Source organism: Paraburkholderia phytofirmans PsJN (genome assembly GCF_000020125.1).
Taxonomy (GTDB): domain Bacteria; phylum Pseudomonadota; class Gammaproteobacteria; order Burkholderiales; family Burkholderiaceae; genus Paraburkholderia; species Paraburkholderia phytofirmans.
The window spans coordinates 1,931,520-1,950,011 of sequence record NC_010681.1 but is presented as its reverse complement, the minus strand read 5'-3'; the positions used below and the strand labels follow the sequence as shown (position 1 = coordinate 1,950,011).

Sequence of the window (18,492 nt, the reverse complement as noted above, 5' to 3'; positions counted from 1 at the left end):
CGTGCGCTGGCAGGCATGACGCGCATCCACCCGATCACAGCATCTCGAACGTATTGACGAGCACCGCGCTGTCACGCTCACGGCGCCGTCCGCCGAAAAGCGGCTGACTGCCGCGCACCTGGCGCGTCAGGCCAATGAAGGGCACGCCGTGTTCCAGATAAGGCCCTTCCGTCTTGCGAAAACCGAATTGCTCGTAGAAGCCGCGCAGACCGAGCGGCGCGCTGACACGCACGGCATGGCCCGGCCAACGCTCGACAATCGCCTGCAGCACGCGTTCGATCAACAGTTCGGCGGTGCCGTCGCCGCGCCGCAGCGGGCTCGTCAGCACCTTGTCGATGGTGATCTCCGGATCTTCGGCGTCGCCGGGTTGCAGGCGCGCGTAGGCAAGAATCGGCATCGGCCGCGACATGTCCTCCACGGCGAAGACGTGCACCGCGTTTTCATCACGGCCATCGGCGTCGAGACAGACATGCGACTGTTCGACCACGAACACCGCGCTGCGCGCCCGCAAGATCAAATACAGCTCGCGTGCCGAAAGCTGATCGAATTCCAGCGTTTTCCAGTTCATCGCCTTCCCCCAGCGGTCAATAAGTTCAACGACGCCGACACGGCGCGCCGGCTTTGACGGCCTGGCTGCATAGGCTGGCCCGTTCTGATGGCTACAAGGTACGTCCGTGAAACGCGTGCTTCCGTGCGCCATCGCACTGACGCTGGGCGTTGACAAATCTTAAATACGGACGTCGGGGCATGGCATCACGGCACGCCGCCTGAAACGCAGCCCCACATATGGACCACGCCGGTATGCGTCGTGGCAATGGACAAAAAAACGATCACGTGGGTTCGATCGAAGTCCGCACCATCCGAGAACGTTGAACAACTAGGGGACCACATCATGAAAAACGCCTTGCGCCGCATCCTTTCCGAATCGGCCCGCCTGGACGTCCCGGCGGAGACGCTGGCCGACGACGCCGACCTCTACGCCGCAGGCCTCTCCTCACTCGCGACCGTGCATCTGATGCTCGCAATCGAAGACGAATTCGGCATTGAGATTCCGGACCGTCTGCTGACGCGGCGCCTGTTCTCCAGCATCGATTCGATGGCCGCCGCAGTCACCGAGCTGCAACAGGCGAAGGCGGCAGCATGAACGCCCCGCTGCTGGATGCGGCGGCAGAGCCCGCCTCGAGGCACGCGCACGGTGCGGCGCAAGGCGCCGATACGTCGCTCGGCTTAACCGCGGTCGAAACCGAACCAGGCTGGCGCGCGGCCGCGCAACGCTGTGCGGCGGTGGCCGCGCAGTTCGCGGATTCGGTGGATCGCGAGGCGCGTTTCCCGAGCGAAGCATTTGAGGCGCTCAAGCGCGAGTGCCTGCTCTCGGTGATGGTGCCGACCGAGTTCGGCGGCGCGGGCCTCTCGCTCGCGGACGTCGGCGCGATCTGCGAAACGCTCGCGCAAGGCTGCGCCTCCACCGCGATGGTGTATGCAATGCACCAGATCCAGGTGGCGTGCATCGAGGCGCACGGCAGCGACGCGGTATGGCATCGGCAGTTGCTCGTGCAACTGGTCAAGCAGCAGTGGCTGCTGGCGTCGGCCACGTCCGAGGAAACCATCGGCGGCAATATGCGCACCAGCGCCTGCTCGGTCGAACTCGACGGTGCGCGCTTTCGCATCGAAAAGCTCGCACCGACGATTTCGTATGGCGCGCACGCCGATGGCATTCTCGTCACCGCTCGCCGCACCGCCGAATCGGCCGCAGCCGACCAGGTGCTGATCGTCGCGTTGCGCTCCGATACGCAACTGGAAAAGCGCGGCGGCTGGGATTCGATGGGCATGCGCGGCACCTGCAGCGAGGGCTTCCGGCTCGTCGCCACGGGTCTGGCCGAACAGATCCTGCCGACGCCCTTCGCCGAGATCGCCGATCAGACCATGCTGCCGGTCTCGCACACGCTGTGGGCCTCGGTGTGGACCGGCGTGGCCACGGACGCCGTGAATCGCGCGAAAGCGTTCTTCCGCGCGCAGGCGCGCGCGAAGCCGGGTGTGGTACCGCCGGCCGGTTTGCGCCTTGCTGAAGCGGTCGGTCTGCTGCAGATGATGCAGGCGCGCCTCGCGGTCGCGCTGGAGGCGGCACGCACCGCTCACCACGCGCGCCATGGCGGCTCGCAAGCCGACGCGCCGCTCGCGGCCATGCTCGGCTTTGCCTCCGACATGAACACGCTGAAGACGAGTATCTCCACCACCGGGCTGCAGGTCGTGCACGAAGTGCTGATGATCTGCGGCATGGCGGGCTACAAGAACGGCACGCCGTACAGCGTCGGGCGCCATTTGCGCGACCTGCATTCCGCGCCGCTGATGATCAATAACGACCGCATTGCGCAGAACACCGCGAGCCTGTTGCTCGCGCAACGACCTGCCGCCCCGGGGAGAGCCTGATATGAACACGATGACCGATACCGCCGCCCTTGCCGCCGCTGCTCAGGCAGCCGAGGCGCCGAGCTTTCGCGACGAACTGCTGGCCGCGGGCCTGTTGATCGACACCGGCGAAAACGGCCTGTATGGCCGCAGTCAGATTTTCGAAGACGTGGTGGACCGCCTGAACGTGGCGATCACGCATCTCGGCGCGGATCAGCAGCCGGAACTGCTGCGTTTCCCGCCCGCCATGCGCCGCACCGACTTCGAAGACAGCGAGTATCTGAAGAGCTTCCCGAACCTGGCCGGCACGATTCACTCGTTCTGCGGCAACGACATGGGCCACCAACGCCTGTTGCGCGCGCTCGACGACGCCATGACCGAACGCGACGACGATCGCAGCGACGACTGGATGGCGCAGCAGAAGCCGACTCGCGTCGTGCTCACGCCGGCCGCCTGCTACCCGATCTATCCGGTGATGGCGCGGCGCGGTCCGTTGCCGGCCGGCGGCCGCACGATCGATGTGCTGTCGTATTGCTTCCGTCACGAGCCGTCGCTGGATCCGGGCCGCATGCAGATGTTCCGCCAGCGCGAATACGTGCGCCTGGGCAACGCCGAGCAGGTGATGGCGTTCCGGCAGATGTGGATCGAGCGCGGCTCGCTGCTTATCGATCTGCTGCAATTGCCGGTCGAAGTGGATCTCGCCAACGACCCGTTCTTCGGCCGCGGCGGCAAGATCGTCGCCGATAGCCAGCGTGCCCAGGCGCTGAAGTTCGAACTGCTGATTCCGGTGGCCGATCCGCGCGGCAAGACGGCGTGCCTGTCGTTCAACTATCACATGGAGCACTTCGGCGCGATCTGGAAGATCGAGTGCGAAGACGGCGCGATCGCGCATACGGGTTGTGTCGGTTTCGGCATGGAACGGATCACCCTCGCGCTATTCCGTCATCATGGGCTCGACGTGAACGCGTGGCCAGACGACGTGCGTGCGCTGCTGTGGGGCGATACCCAGGCGCGTGTGGCGCATGGCATGGAAACCATGCGAACGGCGTCCGATGACACGGAGCACGATTCCGGAGAGCGCGTATGAATCCGTCTCTGATACCCGTGCCGAATGGCGCGAACGGCGCAAATGGCGCTTTTCCGCTGAGCCGCCACGTCGATCTGCCCGCTGCCGGCGGCGCCGTTACCTCGCCCGCAGCGCCCGCAGCGCGCTTGCGCGAGCATGCGCCGCACGCGCTGCATCAGGGCGAGCGTGTATGGCAGGAGACAAACTGCTACGTCGATCTGTGGATCGAACTGCTGCACGGCTTCGGGCTAGAACCGCGCGCGGCGCTCGGCTTTACCGTCACGCAGGATTTCGAAGGCGATCAGTTTACGTTCTTCAAGTTTCCGCTCGAAGATCTCGAACGGCTCTACGGCACTCAGGTGCAGGAACTGGCCATCTACGATTCGCTCGAAGCACGCGTGCTCGCGCAGACCTTGCGCGGTCATACGGTGCTGGTGGAAGTGGACGGCTATTACCTGCCGAATACGCGCGCCACGTCGTACCGGCGCGAGCATCCGAAGACCACTGTGGGCATCGACTTCATCGATCCGGACGCGCGCCGTCTCGGCTACTTTCACAACACCGGCTATCATCTGCTCGACGGTGAAGACTACGACGGCGTGTTCCGCAAGCTGCCGCAGTTCCAGCAGCAGGCTGATCTGCTGTTTCCGTATGTGGAGTTCGCCAAGCAGTCGCGGCCCGCGCTCGAAGGCACCGCGCTCGCGGAGGCTTCGGCGGAACTGCTGTGTGCGCACCTGAGCCGCCGGCCGCTTAGCAATCCGATTACTCAGTGGCGTGCCGCATTTCCCGCACATCTCGAGACGTTGCTCGAACGTGGCGAAAAGTTCTTCCACCCGTACTCGTTCAACCTGATGCGGCAACTCGGCGCGAACTTCGAGTTTCTCTCGAAGTATCTGACGTGGCTCTCCGCGCAAGGCTTCGAGGTGCCGGCGTCGATTCCGGCAGCGGCGCAGAGCATCGCGTCGGAGTCGATGGTGATGCAGTTCCGGCTCGTGCGGGCGATTACCCGCGGGCGCCGCGATCTGTGCGAAGACTGCTTCGACGTGCTCGAAAGCGCTTACGAAAAGACGCTGCCGCCGCTCGCCGCGCTGGTGCTGTAACACGCCTTGCGCGGCTTCGCGGACTTCTCGGGGATTTGCCGTGGATGGACTGACGATAGACCTTGTGCCTGATGAAGGGGGCGCGAGCGGTGTGCTCGCGCCCACGCCTGACGAGGCCGCGCAAACCGATGCCGATGCCAATGGCGCATCGTTGGCGCGCGTATCGCAAACGCTCTGGCCGCGGCGTCTCGATACCGGCTGGCAGTGTGTCAGCACGCCCGCGGGCGCGTGCGCCTCGCCCGCCGATTTACCCACGCACGGCTGGCTCGCCGCGCAAGTGCCCGGCACCGTTGCGAGCGCGCGCCGCGCCGCGGGTCTGCTGGACCTCGCGCACCCGCCGCCGCTCGCTTTCGACGACCACTGGTATTGCCTCGCGCTCGAAGGCACCGGCCGTCGCCGCTTGCGTCTGCATGGCCTCGCCACCATCGCCGAAGTCTGGCTCGACGGGGTGAAGCGTCTCGATTCCGATTCGATGTTCGTCGCGCACGATCTGGACATCGAGCTGAACGGCAGCGCAACGCTCGCGCTGTGCTTCCGCTCTCTCACTCCGGCGTTGACGGCGAAACGCTCGCGCGCGCGGTGGCGTCCGCGGCTCGTCTCGCCGCCCACCTTGCGCAACGTGCGCACCACCCTGCTCGGCCATATGCCTGGCTGGTGTCCATCGGTGCAGGCGGTCGGCCCATGGCGTCCGGTCGAACTGCTGAGCGACGCGCCGCACGCTTTCGATAACGTCGACGTCTCGAGCCACATCGAGCTCAATGACGACGGTCTTGCTTCAGGCCTTGTTACGGTCACGCTACGTTTCGTTCATCCGCACGATGACGCGGCCTGCCGCGCTTCGCTTAAATGCGGCGACGCTGTTTCGTCTTTGCAATGGAGCAATGCATATACACTGACCGGCAGCGTACGCGTGTCGGATGCGAAGCGCTGGTGGCCGCATACGCACGGCGAGCCCACTTTATATCCATTGACATTGCAGCTCGATGACGGGCACGCGACATCTCACGCATTGGGTTCAGTCGGTTTCCGCAGTATCGAAGTGGACCGCGGCGCGGACGGTATGGGCTTCGCGCTGCGCCTGAATGGCGTGCCGGTGTTTTGCCGGGGCGCATGCTGGACCAGCGCGGACCTCGTCACACTCGCCGGCAGCGAGGCGCAACTGCGCCACGCGTTCACGCTGGCTCGCGATGCGGGCATGAACATGCTGCGCGTGGGCGGCACGATGGTCTACGAGTCCGACGCGTTTTATGCGCTCGCCGACGAATACGGCATGCTCGTCTGGCAAGACTTCGCATTGGCGAATTTCGACTATCCGAACGATGCCGCATTCAGCGCGTCGATCGAACGCGAAGCGACGCAATTTTTAACGCGCACACGGCGCTTCGCTTCGCTCGCGATGCTGTGCGGCGGCAGCGAGGTCGACCAGCAGGCGGCCATGTTCGGCCTGCCGCCTTCGATGCGCGCGCAACCACTTTTTACTGAACAACTGCCCGCCATCGTCGCGCGTGAACGGCCCGACGTGCCGTATGTCGGCAACTCGCCATCGGGGGGCGTGTGGCCGTTTTCAACTAATGAGGGCGTCACTCACTACTACGGCGTGGGCGCCTATCAGCGTCCGCTCGACGACGTGCGCCGCTCGCAGGTGCGCTTCGCCGCCGAATGCCTTGCCTTCGCCAACGTGCCCGACGACGCCACGCTGCACGACGCGCTCGGCACGATTCATCTGCACGATCCGCGCTGGAAAGCCGCGGTGCCGCGCGACCCCGGCTCCGGCTGGGATTTCGACGACGTGCGCGATCATTATCTGCAGACGTTATACGGTGTCGAGCCGGCACGCTTGCGCTACGAAGACCCCGAGCGCTATCTGGACCTGTCGCGCGCGGTGGTCGCCGAACTGATGGGCGATGTATTCGCGGAATGGCGCCGCGCCGGTTCCAGTTGCGGCGGCGCGCTGGTCTGGCAGCTGCAGGATTTGCGTCCCGGCGCAGGCTGGGGCTTGATCGACGCCACAGGACGGCCTAAAAGCGCCCTGCACGGCCTCGCGCAAGCGCTGCAACCCATTCAGGCCGTCATCACCGACGAGGGCCTCAACGGGCTTGATATTCATCTGCTGAACGAACGTGCGCAGCCGCTGCGCGCGCAACTGGAACTCGTTTGCCTGCGTGACGGCAGCGTCAAGGTCGCCTCTGCCAGTCGCGAAGTGGAGCTGGCGCCGCACAGTGTGCAGCGTCTCAGCGCGGCCGCGTGTCTCGGCCAGTTCTTCGACTTCACCCACGCATATCGCTTCGGCCCGCGCGCGCACGACGTGACGATTGCCACACTGCGCGACCTGGCGAGTGGCGAGGTGGTGGCGGAAGCGTTTCATCTCCCGGAGCGGCGTGTGAGCGAGCGCCACGATCTGGGCCTGACGGTCAGCGTGGAACGCAACGGCGACAACTGGCAACTCATGATCGAAGCGAAGCGTTTTGTGCGTTTCGTTCATATCGTTGACACACACTACAGGGCCGCGCGCGACTGGTTTCATCTGCCGCCGAACCGGCCATGCATCGTGCCGCTCATTGCGCTCGCGTCGCAGGAAAGATTCGTTGCACAGGCATCGAGTGGCGTGTTTCAAGCTGATGCAACATACCCGGCGCCCGCGGGCGAAGTTCGCGCGGTCAATGCGTTATCCGCCATCTTCTACGGCTGATGGTCTCCCTGATCTAACCAACCCTTCGCAAGGCGCGCAAAAGCTCACGCTGCGCGTCTTCATCTGTCTGGTCTGCGGAATCACTGTTGGTTTTTCTCAGACTTTTAGCGCGCCAAAAACTTCATCGGTGCGGCAGCGAACCAAGCGTGTTGAACACATCTGAATCAATTCCGGCACATCCCGGACGCCGCATGAGAACGTGCCCCGAGGCGCTGATTCAGCGGTGAGACAGGTGCCTCCGAACCCCTCCCAGCACCCGTCAACCCAACTGCATCAAGGACTTCCGGGAAACAGGCAGAGCCTGCGACGCGCTCGCCGGCGGCGAGGACGTTGTGCAGATTTGAAACAAAAAGTCACGTTTGCCTTCGCGCGGCGCTAAGCCTTGGTGCGTTACCCCGCACCAGTCCTCGTTTTGCCTCCCGCTGGCACGCTCCTCGCTAATAGAAGAGCGCAACACCGCGTCACCGCAGAGATCCACAACAACGGCGGCGGCGCAACAAAGGCCAATACGGGGCCGGTCCTGTTCATCCTTCGCTGCTCGCCAGGCAGCACGCCGTTAAAAAGGGATGCGGGCATCGGATCAAAAACAGAAAGTCACGCAGAGCGCGACTTTCACGCGAGGACCGATCATGCTGACACTTCAATCCGATTTGCACGGTAACCATTTGCTCGGCGCATTGCCGTCCCATGAATGGCAGGCGCTGGCTCCCCATCTCGAACTGGTTCATCTGCGCACCGAGCAATTGCTGTGCGACTCCGGTCAGCGCATTCATCACGTCTACTTCCCCACCACCGCGATCATCTCGATGCTCTCGACGATGGAAGACGGCAGCTCGGTGGAAATCGCCGCGGTCGGCCGCGAAGGCATGACCGGCGTGCCGGTGCTCACGGGCGGCGAAACCATGCCGAACCGCGTGCAGGTGCAATGCGCAGGCTTTGCTTACCGTATGAGCGCCCAGGCACTCAAGCAGCAATTTGCCCGCTCCGACTTCCTGCGCCGCCTGATGCTGCTGTACATGCACGCCCTGCTCACGCAAGTCGCGCAAACCGCTGCATGCAATCGCCATCACGCGCTCAACAAGCAACTGTGCCGGTGGCTGCTGATCGAAGTGGACCGCGTGGCCTCGAACGATCTGACCGTCACCCAGCAACTGATCGCCGACATGCTCGGCGTGCGCCGCGAAGGCATCACCGAAGCGGCCGGCAAGTTGCACGACGAAGGCCTGATCCATCACAGCCGCGGCCACATCAAGGTGCTCGACCGTAAAGGACTCGAAGCACGCGCCTGCGAATGCTACGGCCTCGTCAAACGCGAATTCGACCGCCTTCTGCCGCGTCTGCGTCAGGCTGAAACCGTCGAGTAAAGTGCTGGTTCGTCTGACTAGTGAATAGAGTCGAATATGTTCAGGAATACTGCGCGATTCCTCGACGTACTCTTCGTGATTGCGGGAGGGCTGCTCGCTCACTGGATGCGGTTCTCGACGCCGATTGCGCTGTCGGACACCGAACGCCTTCTGATTGCCTTTAACTGCGTCCTCCTGCTGTTGCTGTTTCCCGGCTTCGGGGTGTATGAAACCTGGCGCGGCAAACCGCTGCCCGCCATGCTGGCGAGAGTGGCGGCCGCGTGGCTGGTGGTTGTGTTCACCGCGCTTGTATTGGCTTTCACGCTGCATCGCATGGATGCGGTGTCGCGCTTGTGGTTCGGTTACTCGACGGTGATTTCCGGCGCGCTGATCATCGTTACAAAGTGCCTCGTGCACGCGGTGCTGCGCATGGTGCGGCGTCGCGGGATGAATTCCCGCACTGTCGCAATTGTCGGCGCACCGGGTTTTGCGCGCACACTGCTCGCCCATCTCGAACACGCGCCGCAAGCCGGCTTCAAACCGGTCTGCGTGCTCGATACGAGCTGCCACACCAGTTTCGAAGCAGCCGAGCCGTACGGCGCACGTCTGAACCGCCTGCCCGTCCTGACCGATCTGAACGCCTTCGCCGCCAAGGTGCGTGAAGATCACGTGAACGAAGTGTGGCTTGCGTTGCCGCTGTCGGAAGAACATACGATCTACCGCTTCACGCGCATGTTCCGCCATGACTTCGTGAATCTGCGCTTCATTCCCGATGTACGCAGCCTCTCGCTTTTCAATCACGCGCTGGTCGATGTCGTCGGTTTACCGACGCTGAATCTCAGCGCGACGCCCTTCTCGTCGCCGCAGATGTGGCCCAAGCTGATCTTCGACCGGCTGTTCGCGGCGGCTGCGCTGCTCGCGCTCGCGCCGGTCTTCGTGGCGCTCGCGATCGGCATCAAGCTCGGCTCGCCGGGGCCGGTGTTCTTTCGTCAGACGCGCAAGGGCGTGGACGGCCAGCCGTTCGCGATCTACAAGTTCCGTTCGATGACCGTGCATCACGAAGCGCAGGGCCAGCTCACCCAGGCCTCGCGCAACGACGCGCGCGTCACGAAGCTCGGCGGCTTCATGCGCCGCACCAGTCTCGACGAACTGCCGCAGTTTCTCAACGTGTTGCTCGGGCAGATGTCCGTGGTCGGTCCGCGCCCGCATGCGGTCGAACACGACGATCTATACAAGGATCAGGTGTACGGCTATATGCACCGCTACCGGATCAAGCCTGGCATCACCGGCTGGGCGCAGGTCAACGGCTATCGCGGCGCCACCACCAAGGTGGAAAAGATGGAAGCGCGCGTCAAGTTCGATCTCTTCTATATTCATAACTGGTCGTTCTGGTTCGACATGAAGATCGTGTTCATCACGATCTTCAAGGGCTTTGTCGGCCGCAACGCATTCTGAGCGCGCCAATCCGTCCGGATCTGCAACGGCGCGGCCGGAAGCTCATTTCTCGCGGAAAATAAAAAGCGAAACCAATGCGGCAAGCACCGAAGCCGACGGCCTGAAACATGCCGCCGGTTCGGTGTCGAAAGGACGAGGTGTGCAACGGGAAAGCTTGCCGGTCAGCACCACGTACGGCGCGGAAACTGAGCCGGCGCTGCGCGGCTTTTACAGAAACGCGCTGACGTCGGTATGAAAACGCACGGCCAGCGCTTTCGCCACCTTCTTGCTGATGGCGCGGCGGCCCGCGAGAATATCGCTCACCACCGTGGGCGATGCGATACCTATCAGGTCCTTCTGCTTGAGTCCATGCGTTTCCAGCAGATGCCGCAAGACCTCGCGGGGTTCCGCTTTTGGAATCGTCACGTTATGCGCTTCCCAGATTTCGATCAGGTCGGTCACGATCGCGAACAGATCCGAGAGCGGATCCTCTTCGTTGCCGTTCAGATGATCAGAGAGCGAGTTGGCGAGCCGCACCATGGTCTGGTAATCCTGCTCGTTGCGAATGGGCGTGATCGGCAACTGCGCTTGCAGCGCGGCCCAGGTTTGAGCGATGTCGGGAAAAGCTCCCGGAAGGCGATCGGCATTCATGAGTTTAGATTCTTCCTCGTCCAAAGGTCGTATTCCGCATGCGTCATTACATGACGAACGAATATCGACTGCCTGTTGTAGTGAATCGCCGCAACGATCCGGAACCGGTTGCCGCCCACGTCGAAAACCGTGTATTGAGGCGGCACGTAGTCCACACCGGCGAACGTCTGCTTCAGGTCGTTATAGCCATACGCGAGGCATGCCTGCGCCAGTGAATACCAAGTCAATAGCGCACTGCGCGCCCCCGGATGTCTCTTTATGAAGTCCAGCAACGCTTTCTTTGAAATGACCCGCATCGGATTTCCTCGCACGTGTTCGCGCGCTGAATGTGCGCGCTCTACCTGCGAGGCTAAACGGGACGGATCGACACCGATAGCCGGCCGGACGGCATAGTCCGAACGGCTATTTGCTGCCTACTGCGGTACGACGAAAGCATTTTATTCGCAATTTGCGAAGTTCGCAATGAGCGAATAATGGGACGCCCACTCACAGCTCAGCGTCGTCCCGCCAACATGCGGAAACCGGCGACGCGGTCACCTTCGACCACTTCAGCGGCCCCAACTGCTTTTCTGCGCCGGCTCGCCGCTGCGATCGTCCGCGTGACCTCGGCCATGAACGCGCGTCGGAATACTGCCGGCGAAAAGCGTTCAGCGTTCGCGCGGCAGGCCGCCGGCGTGATCTGGTTGCGCTGACGCTCGAACCGATCGAGCGCGTCGAGCATCGACACCACCGACTGGCGCTCAAAGTACACGCCGGTGGGATGCGCCTCGCCGATCGGCACCACGGTTTCGAGCGCGCCGCCCTTGCCGAATGCGATGACCGGCGTGCCGCATGCCTGCGCTTCGAGCGCGGCCATGCCGAAGTCCTCCTCGGCGGCGCACACGAAAGCTCGCGCGCGTTGCAGATGGTCCTTCAGCACCTCGAACGGCTGCGCGCCGAGGATCGTCACGTTCGGACCAGCCTTGGCGCGAATCGTCGCCATTTCCGACCCGTCGCTGATTACGACCAGCCGGCGGTGCGGTGTGGCGTTGAAGGTTTTGACGATCAGATCGATGCGCTCGTACGGCACCATCCGCGAAGCAGCCAGATAAAAATCTTCCTTGCGCGTGCACAGTTCGAATTGGTGCACGTCGACGGGCGGCGCAATCACGGCCGCATCACGCCGGTAAGTTTTCATCAGGCGACGCGCAGCGAAATGCGAGTTCGCGATTAACCGGTCGACGCCGTCAGCCGAGTGCGAATCCCAGCCGCGCAGATAGTGGAACAACGCCCACGCCGCCCACGACTTTGTCTCACGCGTCTGATCCGCTTCGTGCAACGACTGATGCTGCGGATCCCTCGCGAAGCGCATCGGTGAATGCGCGAAGCTCATAAGCTTCTGATCCGGCCTGACCGGCACGCCCCTGGCGAGCGCAGGAGAGCTCGTAATAATCAGATCGTAGGCGGACAGATCGAGTCGTTCGACGGCAAGCGGCATCAATGGCAAATAAGCGCGATGGTGGCGTCGCGCGAACGGCAGTCGCTGAATGAATGAAGTCGTCACGGGCTTGCCGCGTAACGGCTTATGGTCTGCGAGGAAATCGACGAGACTGAATAGATCGGCATCGGGAAAGCATTCGATGATCTGCTCGAGCGCCTTCTCCGCGCCGCCCGGCGCGACCAGCCAGTCGTGCACGATCGCCACTTTCATGATCCCCTCGTTTTTTAATTGACGCCTTTTACGCCTAGCAACGAGTGTATGTGGCGCTACGTTTGCTGTGCGTGCGCGTGCCCACATTCGACGCGCGACAGCTCGCGAATAATAGGCATCGCCGTTCGCCGTTCGCCGATTGCGAAGCGGCGTTTCCCATGTCTTTGCCTTTGAATGCGTCTGACGACCGACGCTTTGGCGCTTCGGCGCTCGCTCATTCGTTGCAACGCGGGGGATGTCACGGCATTAACTGATGCGATCGGCACGTTGCGTGCCGATCCGGCATTGGCGCAGCGTCTTGCGGAACAAGTGCCGGCCGATGCGCGAATGGAATTTTCAGCGGGGTGATAAAACTAGCGGATAACCCAAGTGATCAACGAAGCCACGCGCTAGTGACACAGATGCGAGTCACGCATTCAATGTCCGCGCGAGCCGGTCTATCCAGGCCCGCGCGATCTTTGGGCAGCGTTGTTCAGCCCTTGCTGTACTCGATCGTCTCGACGCCGGTGTCCGTGCCGAGCAGGCACAGGTTCGCGCCACGGGCGGCGAACAGACCCACCGTTACCACGCCCGGCCATGCGTTGATGTGCGTTTCCAGCGTGCGCGGGTCGCTGATACGCAGACCCTTGACGTCGATGATCTCGTTGCCATTGTCGGTAATGAACGGCACGCCTTCTTTCGTGACGCGCACCACCGGCACGCCGCCGAGCGCCGTCACGCGGCGGCCGATCGCGGTACGCGCCATCGGCACCACTTCGATCGGCAGCGGGAAAGTGCCGAGCGTCTCGACCAGCTTGCTGGCGTCGGCGATGCACACGAACACGTCCGACACCGACGCGACGATCTTTTCGCGCGTCAGCGCGCCGCCGCCGCCCTTGATCATCGCGCCGCTGCGGTCGATCTCGTCGGCGCCGTCCACGTACACGGGCAGCGAATCGATTTCGTTGAGGTCGAACACCTTGATGCCGTGCGTTTGCAGGCGCGCGGTGGTGGCGAGCGAACTCGACACCGCGCCGCGATAGCGCGCCTTGTTGCCAGCCAGCGCGTCGATGAAACAGTTCGCGGTGGAGCCGGTGCCGACGCCGATCACCGCGCCTTCGGGCACAGTGGCGTTCACGTAGTCGGCGGCGGCCTGGCCGACCAGTTGCTTGAGTTCGTCTTGAGTCATGGGAAAGGCAGGCGTGCAGTAAAAAGCGCTAGTTTACCGGAGTGGTGGACCAGCGCCGGTCGTGTCGGGCTTACTTCGGGTTTACTTCTTCACCGACCGCTGACGCACCGCTTCGAACAGACACACGCCGCTCGCCACCGAGACGTTCAGGCTTTCCACCGTGCCCGCCATCGGGATCTGCATCACCACGTCGCAGGTGTCGCGCGTCAGGCGGCGCATGCCCTCGCCTTCGGCGCCCATCACCAATGCCACCGGACCGTCCAGTTCCGTGTCGTAGAGGCTCTTGGTGGCCTCGCCGGCCGTGCCGACGACCCACACCCCCGCGTCCTTCAACTCGCGCAGCGCGCGCGCCAGGTTCGTCACGGTGATGTACGGCACGGTGTCGGCCGCGCCGCTCGCCACTTTCGCGGCCGTCGCGTTCAACCCCACCGCGCGATCGCGCGGCGCGATCACCGCGTGCGCGCCGGCGGCATCCGCCACGCGCAAGCAGGCGCCCAGGTTGTGCGGATCGGTCACGCCGTCGAGCACCAGAATCAGCGGCGAACCGTTGATGCCGTCGAGCAGCTCCGCCAGGTTCTGCGCGAGCGGCATGTCGCCGGCGCGTGCCACCACGCCCTGGTGACGCTCGGTGTGGGCGAGGCCCCAGAGACGCGTTTCGTCGGCGGCGATCAGACGCACGCCGGCTTCTTTCGCCGCGTGCAGGAACTCGGTCATGCGACGGTCTTTGCGCGTCGCGTCGTAATAGACCTCTTCGACCGTGGACGCGTCATGCCGCATACGTGCGGTCACTGCGTGGAAACCGTATAAAACCTTGAGACGTGCCATGACTGATACAACCTTTGATTGAGCGCGCGTTCGACGCGCGCTGCTGTGATGAATACGAACCTGCGTGCTTACTGCATGCGTTGCGGCTGCCATGTTCGAATGCTCGAAGGCGATGAAACGCAGACCGCGCGCAACCGGCACGTTGCTATGTGCCCGATGCGCGCGGTTTGAGCAAGCAGGCGGCTTCAGCGCTTCTTGCGTGCCTGCGGCTTCGGTGCCGATTTGGTCGCGGCGCCGTGCTTCTTCGCCGCGCCGCGCGCCGCGCGTGCTTCCTTGACCGCCGCGGTTTGCGCGGGCGCAGCCTTCTTGCGGCGCGCGCCCGGCGCCGGCGCGCCACCTTCCGCCGGCGGCAACGCACGCACGCGTGCGCCGCCGTTTTCACCGGACGATTTGTCGGCCGACGGCCCACGCACCAGCGGGGGCTTGATCGGCGTGTCGCGCACGAGCCGGAAGTCGATCTTGCGTGCATCCAGATCGACGCGGCTCACCTGCACCCGCACGCGATCCGACAGGCGATAACGAATCCCGGTGCGCTCGCCGCGCAACTCGTTCTTGATCTCGTCATACTGGAAGTAGTCCGAGCCAAGTTCGGTGACGTGCACGAGGCCTTCGATAAAGAGCGAATCGAGCTGCACGAAAATACCGAACGACGTCACGCCGTTCACCATGCCGCCGTACTCTTCGCCGAGCTTGTCGCGCATGAAGTAGCACTTGAGCCAGGCTTCGACGTCGCGCGAGGCTTCGTCGGCGCGGCGTTCGTTGGCCGAGCAATGCAGACCGAGCTCTTCCCAGATGGCCACGTTGTTGCCCCGCACGCGGCCGCGTTTTTCGTCGTCGGCCTGCTGCATGGCGCGCGCGCGCGGCGAGAGCGCCGTATTCAGCTCGACGCCTTGCGGCGGCTCCGGCTGATACTTGCGGCCCTGCAGAATCGCGTAGATCGCGCGGTGCGTGAGCAGATCGGGATAACGGCGGATCGGGCTCGTGAAGTGCGCATACGCCTCGTACGCGAGACCGAAGTGGCCGATGTTGTCCGGGCTGTAGACCGCCTGCTGCATGGAGCGCAGCAGCATGGTTTGCAGCATCTGTGCGTCGGGCCGTTCGCGGATCTGCGCCATCAATGCCGCGTAGTCGCTCGCGTGCGGTTTGTCGCCGCCGGCCAGCGTCAAGCCCATGCCGCGCAGGAACGTGCGCAGATTCTCGAGCTTTTCCGCGGTCGGTCCGGCGTGCACGCGGAACAGCCCCGGATGCTTGTTGCGCTTGAGGAAGTCGGCCGCGCAGACGTTCGCGGCCAGCATGCATTCCTCGATCAGCTTGTGCGCGTCGTTGCGGGTGCGCGGAATGATCTGTTCGATCTTGCCCTGCGCATTGCAGACGATATACGTCTCGGTGGTATCGAAGTCGATCGCGCCGCGTTTCTGGCGCGCGGCGAACAGCGACTTGTAGACGCCGTACAGATTCTGCAGTTGCGGCAGCAAGGCGGCGCGGCGCGTGGCCTCCGGGCCCTTGGTGTTCTTCAGCACCGCGGCGACTTCCGTGTAGGTCAGACGCGCGGCCGAGTGCATCACGCCGGGATAGAACTGATACGCCTTCACTTCGCCGCGCGCGGTGATGATCATGTCGCACACCAGCACGCAACGGTCGACGTGCGGGTTCAGCGAGCACAAGCCGTTCGACAGTTTCTCCGGCAGCATGGGGATCACGCGGCGCGGGAAATAGACCGAGGTGCTGCGTTCGATCGCGTCGGCGTCGAGCCCGCTCTTCGGGTGCACGTAGTGCGAGACGTCCGCGATCGCGACGATGAGACGGAAGCCCTCGCCGCGGCCGACCTGGACCGGCTCGCAGTACACGGCGTCGTCGAAGTCGCGGGCGTCTTCGCCGTCGATCGTGACGAGCGGCACGTCGCGCAGATCGATGCGATGGCGCGCGTCGACCGGGCGCACTTCGTCGGGCAGGCGCGAGGCTTCGTCGAGCGCGGCCTGGCTGAATTCGTGCGGCACGCCGTACTTGCGCACCGCGATTTCGATTTCCATGCCGGGGTCGTCGATATCGCCGAGCACTTCCACCACGCGGCCGAGCGGCTGCGAATGACGGCTCGGGAAATCGGTCAGCTCGACCACCACCACCTGGCCGACCTTGGCCTTCTTGGTGTTCTGCTGGATCAGAATGTCGTGGCCGATGCGCTTGTCTTCGGGCGCCACGATCAGCGCGCCGTTCTCGTTGAGCAGGCGGCCGATCACGCGCTTGTTGGCGCGGTCCGTGACCTCGACGATATGCCCTTCCGGACGGCCGCGCCGGTCATAGCCGACGATGCGCGCGAGCACGCGGTCGTTGTGCATGACCTTCTGCATTTCGGCGGTGGGCAGGAACAGATCGTCCTGGCCATCGTCGCGAATCAGAAAGCCGTAGCCGTCGCGATGACCTTGCACGCGGCCCGCGACGAAGTTCGACGGATGAGTCAGCTGATAGAGATTGCGCTGATCGAGCCGGATCTGGCCGTCGCGCTCCATCGCGCCGAGGCGCTTGAAAAATCCTTCGCGCTCCTGGCGCTTGATCGACAGGGCTTCGGCGATGTCGTTCGCGGCAAGCGGGGCTTCACTCGTGCGCAGGACGCCGAGGATCTCCTCGCGGCTTGGAATCGGATACGGAAATTTGCTCAAGGGCTTATCGATGATTTTTTCTCGTTGCATGGACGTCGGTCGCGATGTGGCTCGGCGATGTGGCTCGGCTTAGGAAGCGATTGCAGTGCGCTCTGGTTGCGCTTTGGCTGCGCTCGAATTGCACCTGCAAATGCACAGAAAAAAACTGCTCGGGTCCAGCTCGTTCAAGGCTGAGTCCGACGGGCGTGTGCACCGTGCCAACGAACTACTGCGAGGCATTCTAACACCCGTATTGCGCCCCAAGCGGGCCTGTCAATAGATGCCGGACGGTTGTCCAGCGGCGCGCGCAGGCTCGTCGCCGCGATGTTTAAGTGAGTTTTGAGAAACGCTTGACAGGCTCCAATCTGTCGCTATAATGGCGTTCTTTGCTGTTCATCACCTGCCCAGGTGGCGAAATTGGTAGACGCACTAGGTTCAGGTCCTAGCGGTGGCAACACTGTGGAGGTTCGAGTCCTCTCTTGGGCACCAGATTCAAAAGTAAAGCCGCTTACGAGCGGCTTTACTTTTTGTGTGAAGCCGAATGATCCGATTCTGTTTATCAGCACGGATTATTGGGTGGATTGAGTGGTTGGCAGGACGGTTGTCGAGTGATGAAGCATCCCTTCATTGCACGCGATATCCGGGCGGTTGATTGAAGCGGAGTCAGTTTGCAGGTGGGGATTGACACGCTAAATCATCACGCTAAAATAGCGGTCTAGCTTGAAAACGTGCCCAGGTGGCGGAATTGGTAGACGCACTAGGTTCAGGTCCTAGCGGTGGCAACACCGTGGAGGTTCGAGTCCTCTCCTGGGCACCATCAGTCGTTTCGGCGTAAGCCGAAGAAGTTCGAGAAACCCCGTAAGATCAACGTCTTACGGGGTTTTTTGTTTTCTACAGCTTCGTGCGTACACCGGCTTCGACGATTTTTGCGGATCGCGGCGCGTCCATGGCTGCCTCGCAAAGTAACTCCTTTGCCACCTTGCCGCTCTCCCAAGCCGGATCCGCTTACTCGTACTTCCTACCTCAATAGACCGGCCACAACATCCGTTGGCATTCAGGTACAGCCGTTGCGACACCCATTACGTCACGAACCGGAGCATTCGCTCCCGCCGGCCCGCGTAGTGCCAACCTTGCAGGTCTATTGGAGGATCAGAAAATGGAAACGACGAACGGAGACAACACGGTGGCTCGAGTTGCAAGCGATGTGCAGACAGCTGGGAAGGATCTGCTGGCCACCGCGGGTGAGCAAATTAGCGGAACCGCAAACGAATTGAGCGGCAAAGCGCGGCAACTCTGTGCAGATTTTACGGACGTCGTGCGCGAATCGACCGTGGAGAAGCCGTTCGCGGCGCTTGCGATTGCCGCCAGCGTCGGCTTTATTCTCGGAGCGTTGCATGCATCGAGTCGCTCTGTTGCCTACAACAACAGCGGCAACCGGAGAGAGCGGGATTAACGTGGCAGACGTCTCGGCTTGCACGAGACCA

The 18,492-nt window shown here is 63.1% G+C and carries 16 protein-coding genes and 2 tRNA genes; 11 read left to right on the top strand and 7 right to left on the bottom strand.

Annotated elements, in window-relative coordinates; all coding sequences use genetic code 11:
• Nucleotides 1-34: 34 nt before the first annotated feature.
• The gene (locus tag BPHYT_RS08520) at nt 35-568 is read right to left on the bottom strand and encodes a GNAT family N-acetyltransferase (RefSeq protein ID WP_012432737.1); all 534 of its coding nucleotides are present in this window, start codon (nt 566-568) and stop codon (nt 35-37) included.
• Nucleotides 569-892: 324 nt separating this feature from the next.
• On the opposite strand from BPHYT_RS08520, the gene BPHYT_RS08515 reads away from it, so the two are divergent.
• The 7 genes from BPHYT_RS08515 (at nt 893) to BPHYT_RS08485 (ending at nt 10,059) form a co-directional block, all read left to right on the top strand.
• On the top strand, nt 893-1,144 hold the full coding sequence (locus BPHYT_RS08515; protein WP_012432736.1) for an acyl carrier protein: 252 nt from the start codon (nt 893-895) through the stop codon (nt 1,142-1,144).
• Nucleotides 1,141-2,427, top strand: a complete 1,287-nt coding sequence (locus tag BPHYT_RS08510) for an acyl-CoA dehydrogenase family protein (RefSeq protein WP_012432735.1) — start codon at nt 1,141-1,143, stop codon at nt 2,425-2,427. The genes BPHYT_RS08515 and BPHYT_RS08510 overlap by 4 nt, the downstream gene beginning before the upstream one ends.
• A 1-nt stretch (nt 2,428) precedes the next feature.
• Complete coding sequence (locus BPHYT_RS08505) at nt 2,429-3,493, top strand: amino acid--[acyl-carrier-protein] ligase (protein ID WP_012432734.1); 1,065 nt, start codon at nt 2,429-2,431, stop codon at nt 3,491-3,493.
• A complete protein-coding gene (locus BPHYT_RS08500) occupies nt 3,490-4,572 on the top strand; it encodes a DUF1839 family protein (protein WP_012432733.1) in 1,083 nt (360 codons plus the stop codon). The genes BPHYT_RS08505 and BPHYT_RS08500 overlap by 4 nt, the downstream gene beginning before the upstream one ends.
• Before the next feature lie 40 nt (nt 4,573-4,612).
• Nucleotides 4,613-7,261: a glycosyl hydrolase 2 galactose-binding domain-containing protein gene (locus tag BPHYT_RS08495; RefSeq protein WP_012432732.1), complete on the top strand. Its 2,649-nt coding sequence runs from the start codon at nt 4,613-4,615 to the stop codon at nt 7,259-7,261.
• A gap of 629 nt (nt 7,262-7,890) precedes the next feature.
• Complete coding sequence (locus BPHYT_RS08490) at nt 7,891-8,625, top strand: Crp/Fnr family transcriptional regulator (protein ID WP_006048767.1); 735 nt, start codon at nt 7,891-7,893, stop codon at nt 8,623-8,625.
• A 36-nt stretch (nt 8,626-8,661) separates the two neighbouring features.
• The gene (locus tag BPHYT_RS08485) at nt 8,662-10,059 is read left to right on the top strand and encodes an undecaprenyl-phosphate glucose phosphotransferase (protein ID WP_012432731.1); all 1,398 of its coding nucleotides are present in this window, start codon (nt 8,662-8,664) and stop codon (nt 10,057-10,059) included.
• Between the two features lie 207 nt (nt 10,060-10,266).
• Here BPHYT_RS08485 and BPHYT_RS08480 read toward each other — a convergent pair whose 3' ends face one another.
• The 3 genes from BPHYT_RS08480 to BPHYT_RS08470 form a co-directional block, all read right to left on the bottom strand.
• A complete protein-coding gene (locus BPHYT_RS08480; RefSeq protein WP_012432730.1) occupies nt 10,267-10,689 on the bottom strand; it encodes a helix-turn-helix domain-containing protein in 423 nt (140 codons plus the stop codon).
• Nucleotides 10,686-10,985: a type II toxin-antitoxin system HigB family toxin gene (locus tag BPHYT_RS08475; protein ID WP_012432729.1), complete on the bottom strand. Its 300-nt coding sequence runs from the start codon at nt 10,983-10,985 to the stop codon at nt 10,686-10,688. The genes BPHYT_RS08480 and BPHYT_RS08475 overlap by 4 nt, the downstream gene beginning before the upstream one ends.
• A gap of 197 nt (nt 10,986-11,182) precedes the next feature.
• Complete coding sequence (locus BPHYT_RS08470; protein ID WP_012432728.1) at nt 11,183-12,379, bottom strand: glycosyltransferase; 1,197 nt, start codon at nt 12,377-12,379, stop codon at nt 11,183-11,185.
• 174 nt (nt 12,380-12,553) lie between these two features.
• On the opposite strand from BPHYT_RS08470, the gene BPHYT_RS38610 reads away from it, so the two are divergent.
• Entirely contained in the window at nt 12,554-12,727 is a 174-nt protein-coding gene (locus tag BPHYT_RS38610; RefSeq protein ID WP_167315738.1) for a hypothetical protein, read from the top strand.
• A gap of 124 nt (nt 12,728-12,851) precedes the next feature.
• Here BPHYT_RS38610 and rpiA read toward each other — a convergent pair whose 3' ends face one another.
• From rpiA to rnr, 3 genes are all read right to left on the bottom strand, one after another.
• Nucleotides 12,852-13,547, bottom strand: a complete 696-nt coding sequence (rpiA, locus tag BPHYT_RS08465) for a ribose-5-phosphate isomerase RpiA (protein WP_012432727.1) — start codon at nt 13,545-13,547, stop codon at nt 12,852-12,854.
• A gap of 81 nt (nt 13,548-13,628) precedes the next feature.
• A complete protein-coding gene (rlmB, locus tag BPHYT_RS08460; RefSeq protein ID WP_012432726.1) occupies nt 13,629-14,372 on the bottom strand; it encodes a 23S rRNA (guanosine(2251)-2'-O)-methyltransferase RlmB in 744 nt (247 codons plus the stop codon).
• A gap of 185 nt (nt 14,373-14,557) precedes the next feature.
• Entirely contained in the window at nt 14,558-17,059 is a 2,502-nt protein-coding gene (gene rnr, locus BPHYT_RS08455) for a ribonuclease R (protein ID WP_012432725.1), read from the bottom strand.
• Between the two features lie 351 nt (nt 17,060-17,410).
• Between rnr and BPHYT_RS08450 the strand changes: the two genes are divergently transcribed.
• From BPHYT_RS08450 to BPHYT_RS08440, 3 genes are all read left to right on the top strand, one after another.
• Nucleotides 17,411-17,497 (top strand) — tRNA-Leu (locus BPHYT_RS08450).
• Nucleotides 17,498-17,738: 241 nt separating this feature from the next.
• A tRNA-Leu gene (locus BPHYT_RS08445) sits at nt 17,739-17,825 on the top strand.
• A 339-nt stretch (nt 17,826-18,164) separates the two neighbouring features.
• Nucleotides 18,165-18,461 (top strand): hypothetical protein, encoded by a 297-nt coding sequence (locus BPHYT_RS08440; protein WP_012432724.1) that lies wholly within the window; start codon nt 18,165-18,167, stop codon nt 18,459-18,461.
• Nucleotides 18,462-18,492 lie beyond the last annotated feature (31 nt).

What these genes read in the sequence shown, in the direction of transcription:
- BPHYT_RS08470 (WP_012432728.1), bottom strand. Translation starts at nt 12,379, where the DNA reads ATGAAAGTGGCGATCGTGCACGACTGGCTGGTCGCGCCGGGCGGCGCG.
- BPHYT_RS08475 (WP_012432729.1), bottom strand. Translation starts at nt 10,985, where the DNA reads ATGCGGGTCATTTCAAAGAAAGCGTTGCTGGACTTCATAAAGAGACAT.
- BPHYT_RS08490 (WP_006048767.1), top strand. Translation starts at nt 7,891, where the DNA reads ATGCTGACACTTCAATCCGATTTGCACGGTAACCATTTGCTCGGCGCA.
- BPHYT_RS08510 (WP_012432735.1), top strand. Translation starts at nt 1,141, where the DNA reads ATGAACGCCCCGCTGCTGGATGCGGCGGCAGAGCCCGCCTCGAGGCAC.
- rlmB (WP_012432726.1), bottom strand. Translation starts at nt 14,372, where the DNA reads ATGGCACGTCTCAAGGTTTTATACGGTTTCCACGCAGTGACCGCACGT.
- rpiA (WP_012432727.1), bottom strand. Translation starts at nt 13,547, where the DNA reads ATGACTCAAGACGAACTCAAGCAACTGGTCGGCCAGGCCGCCGCCGAC.
- BPHYT_RS08500 (WP_012432733.1), top strand. Translation starts at nt 3,490, where the DNA reads ATGAATCCGTCTCTGATACCCGTGCCGAATGGCGCGAACGGCGCAAAT.
- BPHYT_RS08505 (WP_012432734.1), top strand. Translation starts at nt 2,429, where the DNA reads ATGAACACGATGACCGATACCGCCGCCCTTGCCGCCGCTGCTCAGGCA.
- BPHYT_RS08485 (WP_012432731.1), top strand. Translation starts at nt 8,662, where the DNA reads ATGTTCAGGAATACTGCGCGATTCCTCGACGTACTCTTCGTGATTGCG.
- BPHYT_RS08515 (WP_012432736.1), top strand. Translation starts at nt 893, where the DNA reads ATGAAAAACGCCTTGCGCCGCATCCTTTCCGAATCGGCCCGCCTGGAC.
- BPHYT_RS08440 (WP_012432724.1), top strand. Translation starts at nt 18,165, where the DNA reads ATGGAAACGACGAACGGAGACAACACGGTGGCTCGAGTTGCAAGCGAT.
- rnr (WP_012432725.1), bottom strand. Translation starts at nt 17,059, where the DNA reads ATGCAACGAGAAAAAATCATCGATAAGCCCTTGAGCAAATTTCCGTAT.
- BPHYT_RS08480 (WP_012432730.1), bottom strand. Translation starts at nt 10,689, where the DNA reads ATGAATGCCGATCGCCTTCCGGGAGCTTTTCCCGACATCGCTCAAACC.
- BPHYT_RS38610 (WP_167315738.1), top strand. Translation starts at nt 12,554, where the DNA reads ATGCGTCTGACGACCGACGCTTTGGCGCTTCGGCGCTCGCTCATTCGT.
- BPHYT_RS08520 (WP_012432737.1), bottom strand. Translation starts at nt 568, where the DNA reads ATGAACTGGAAAACGCTGGAATTCGATCAGCTTTCGGCACGCGAGCTG.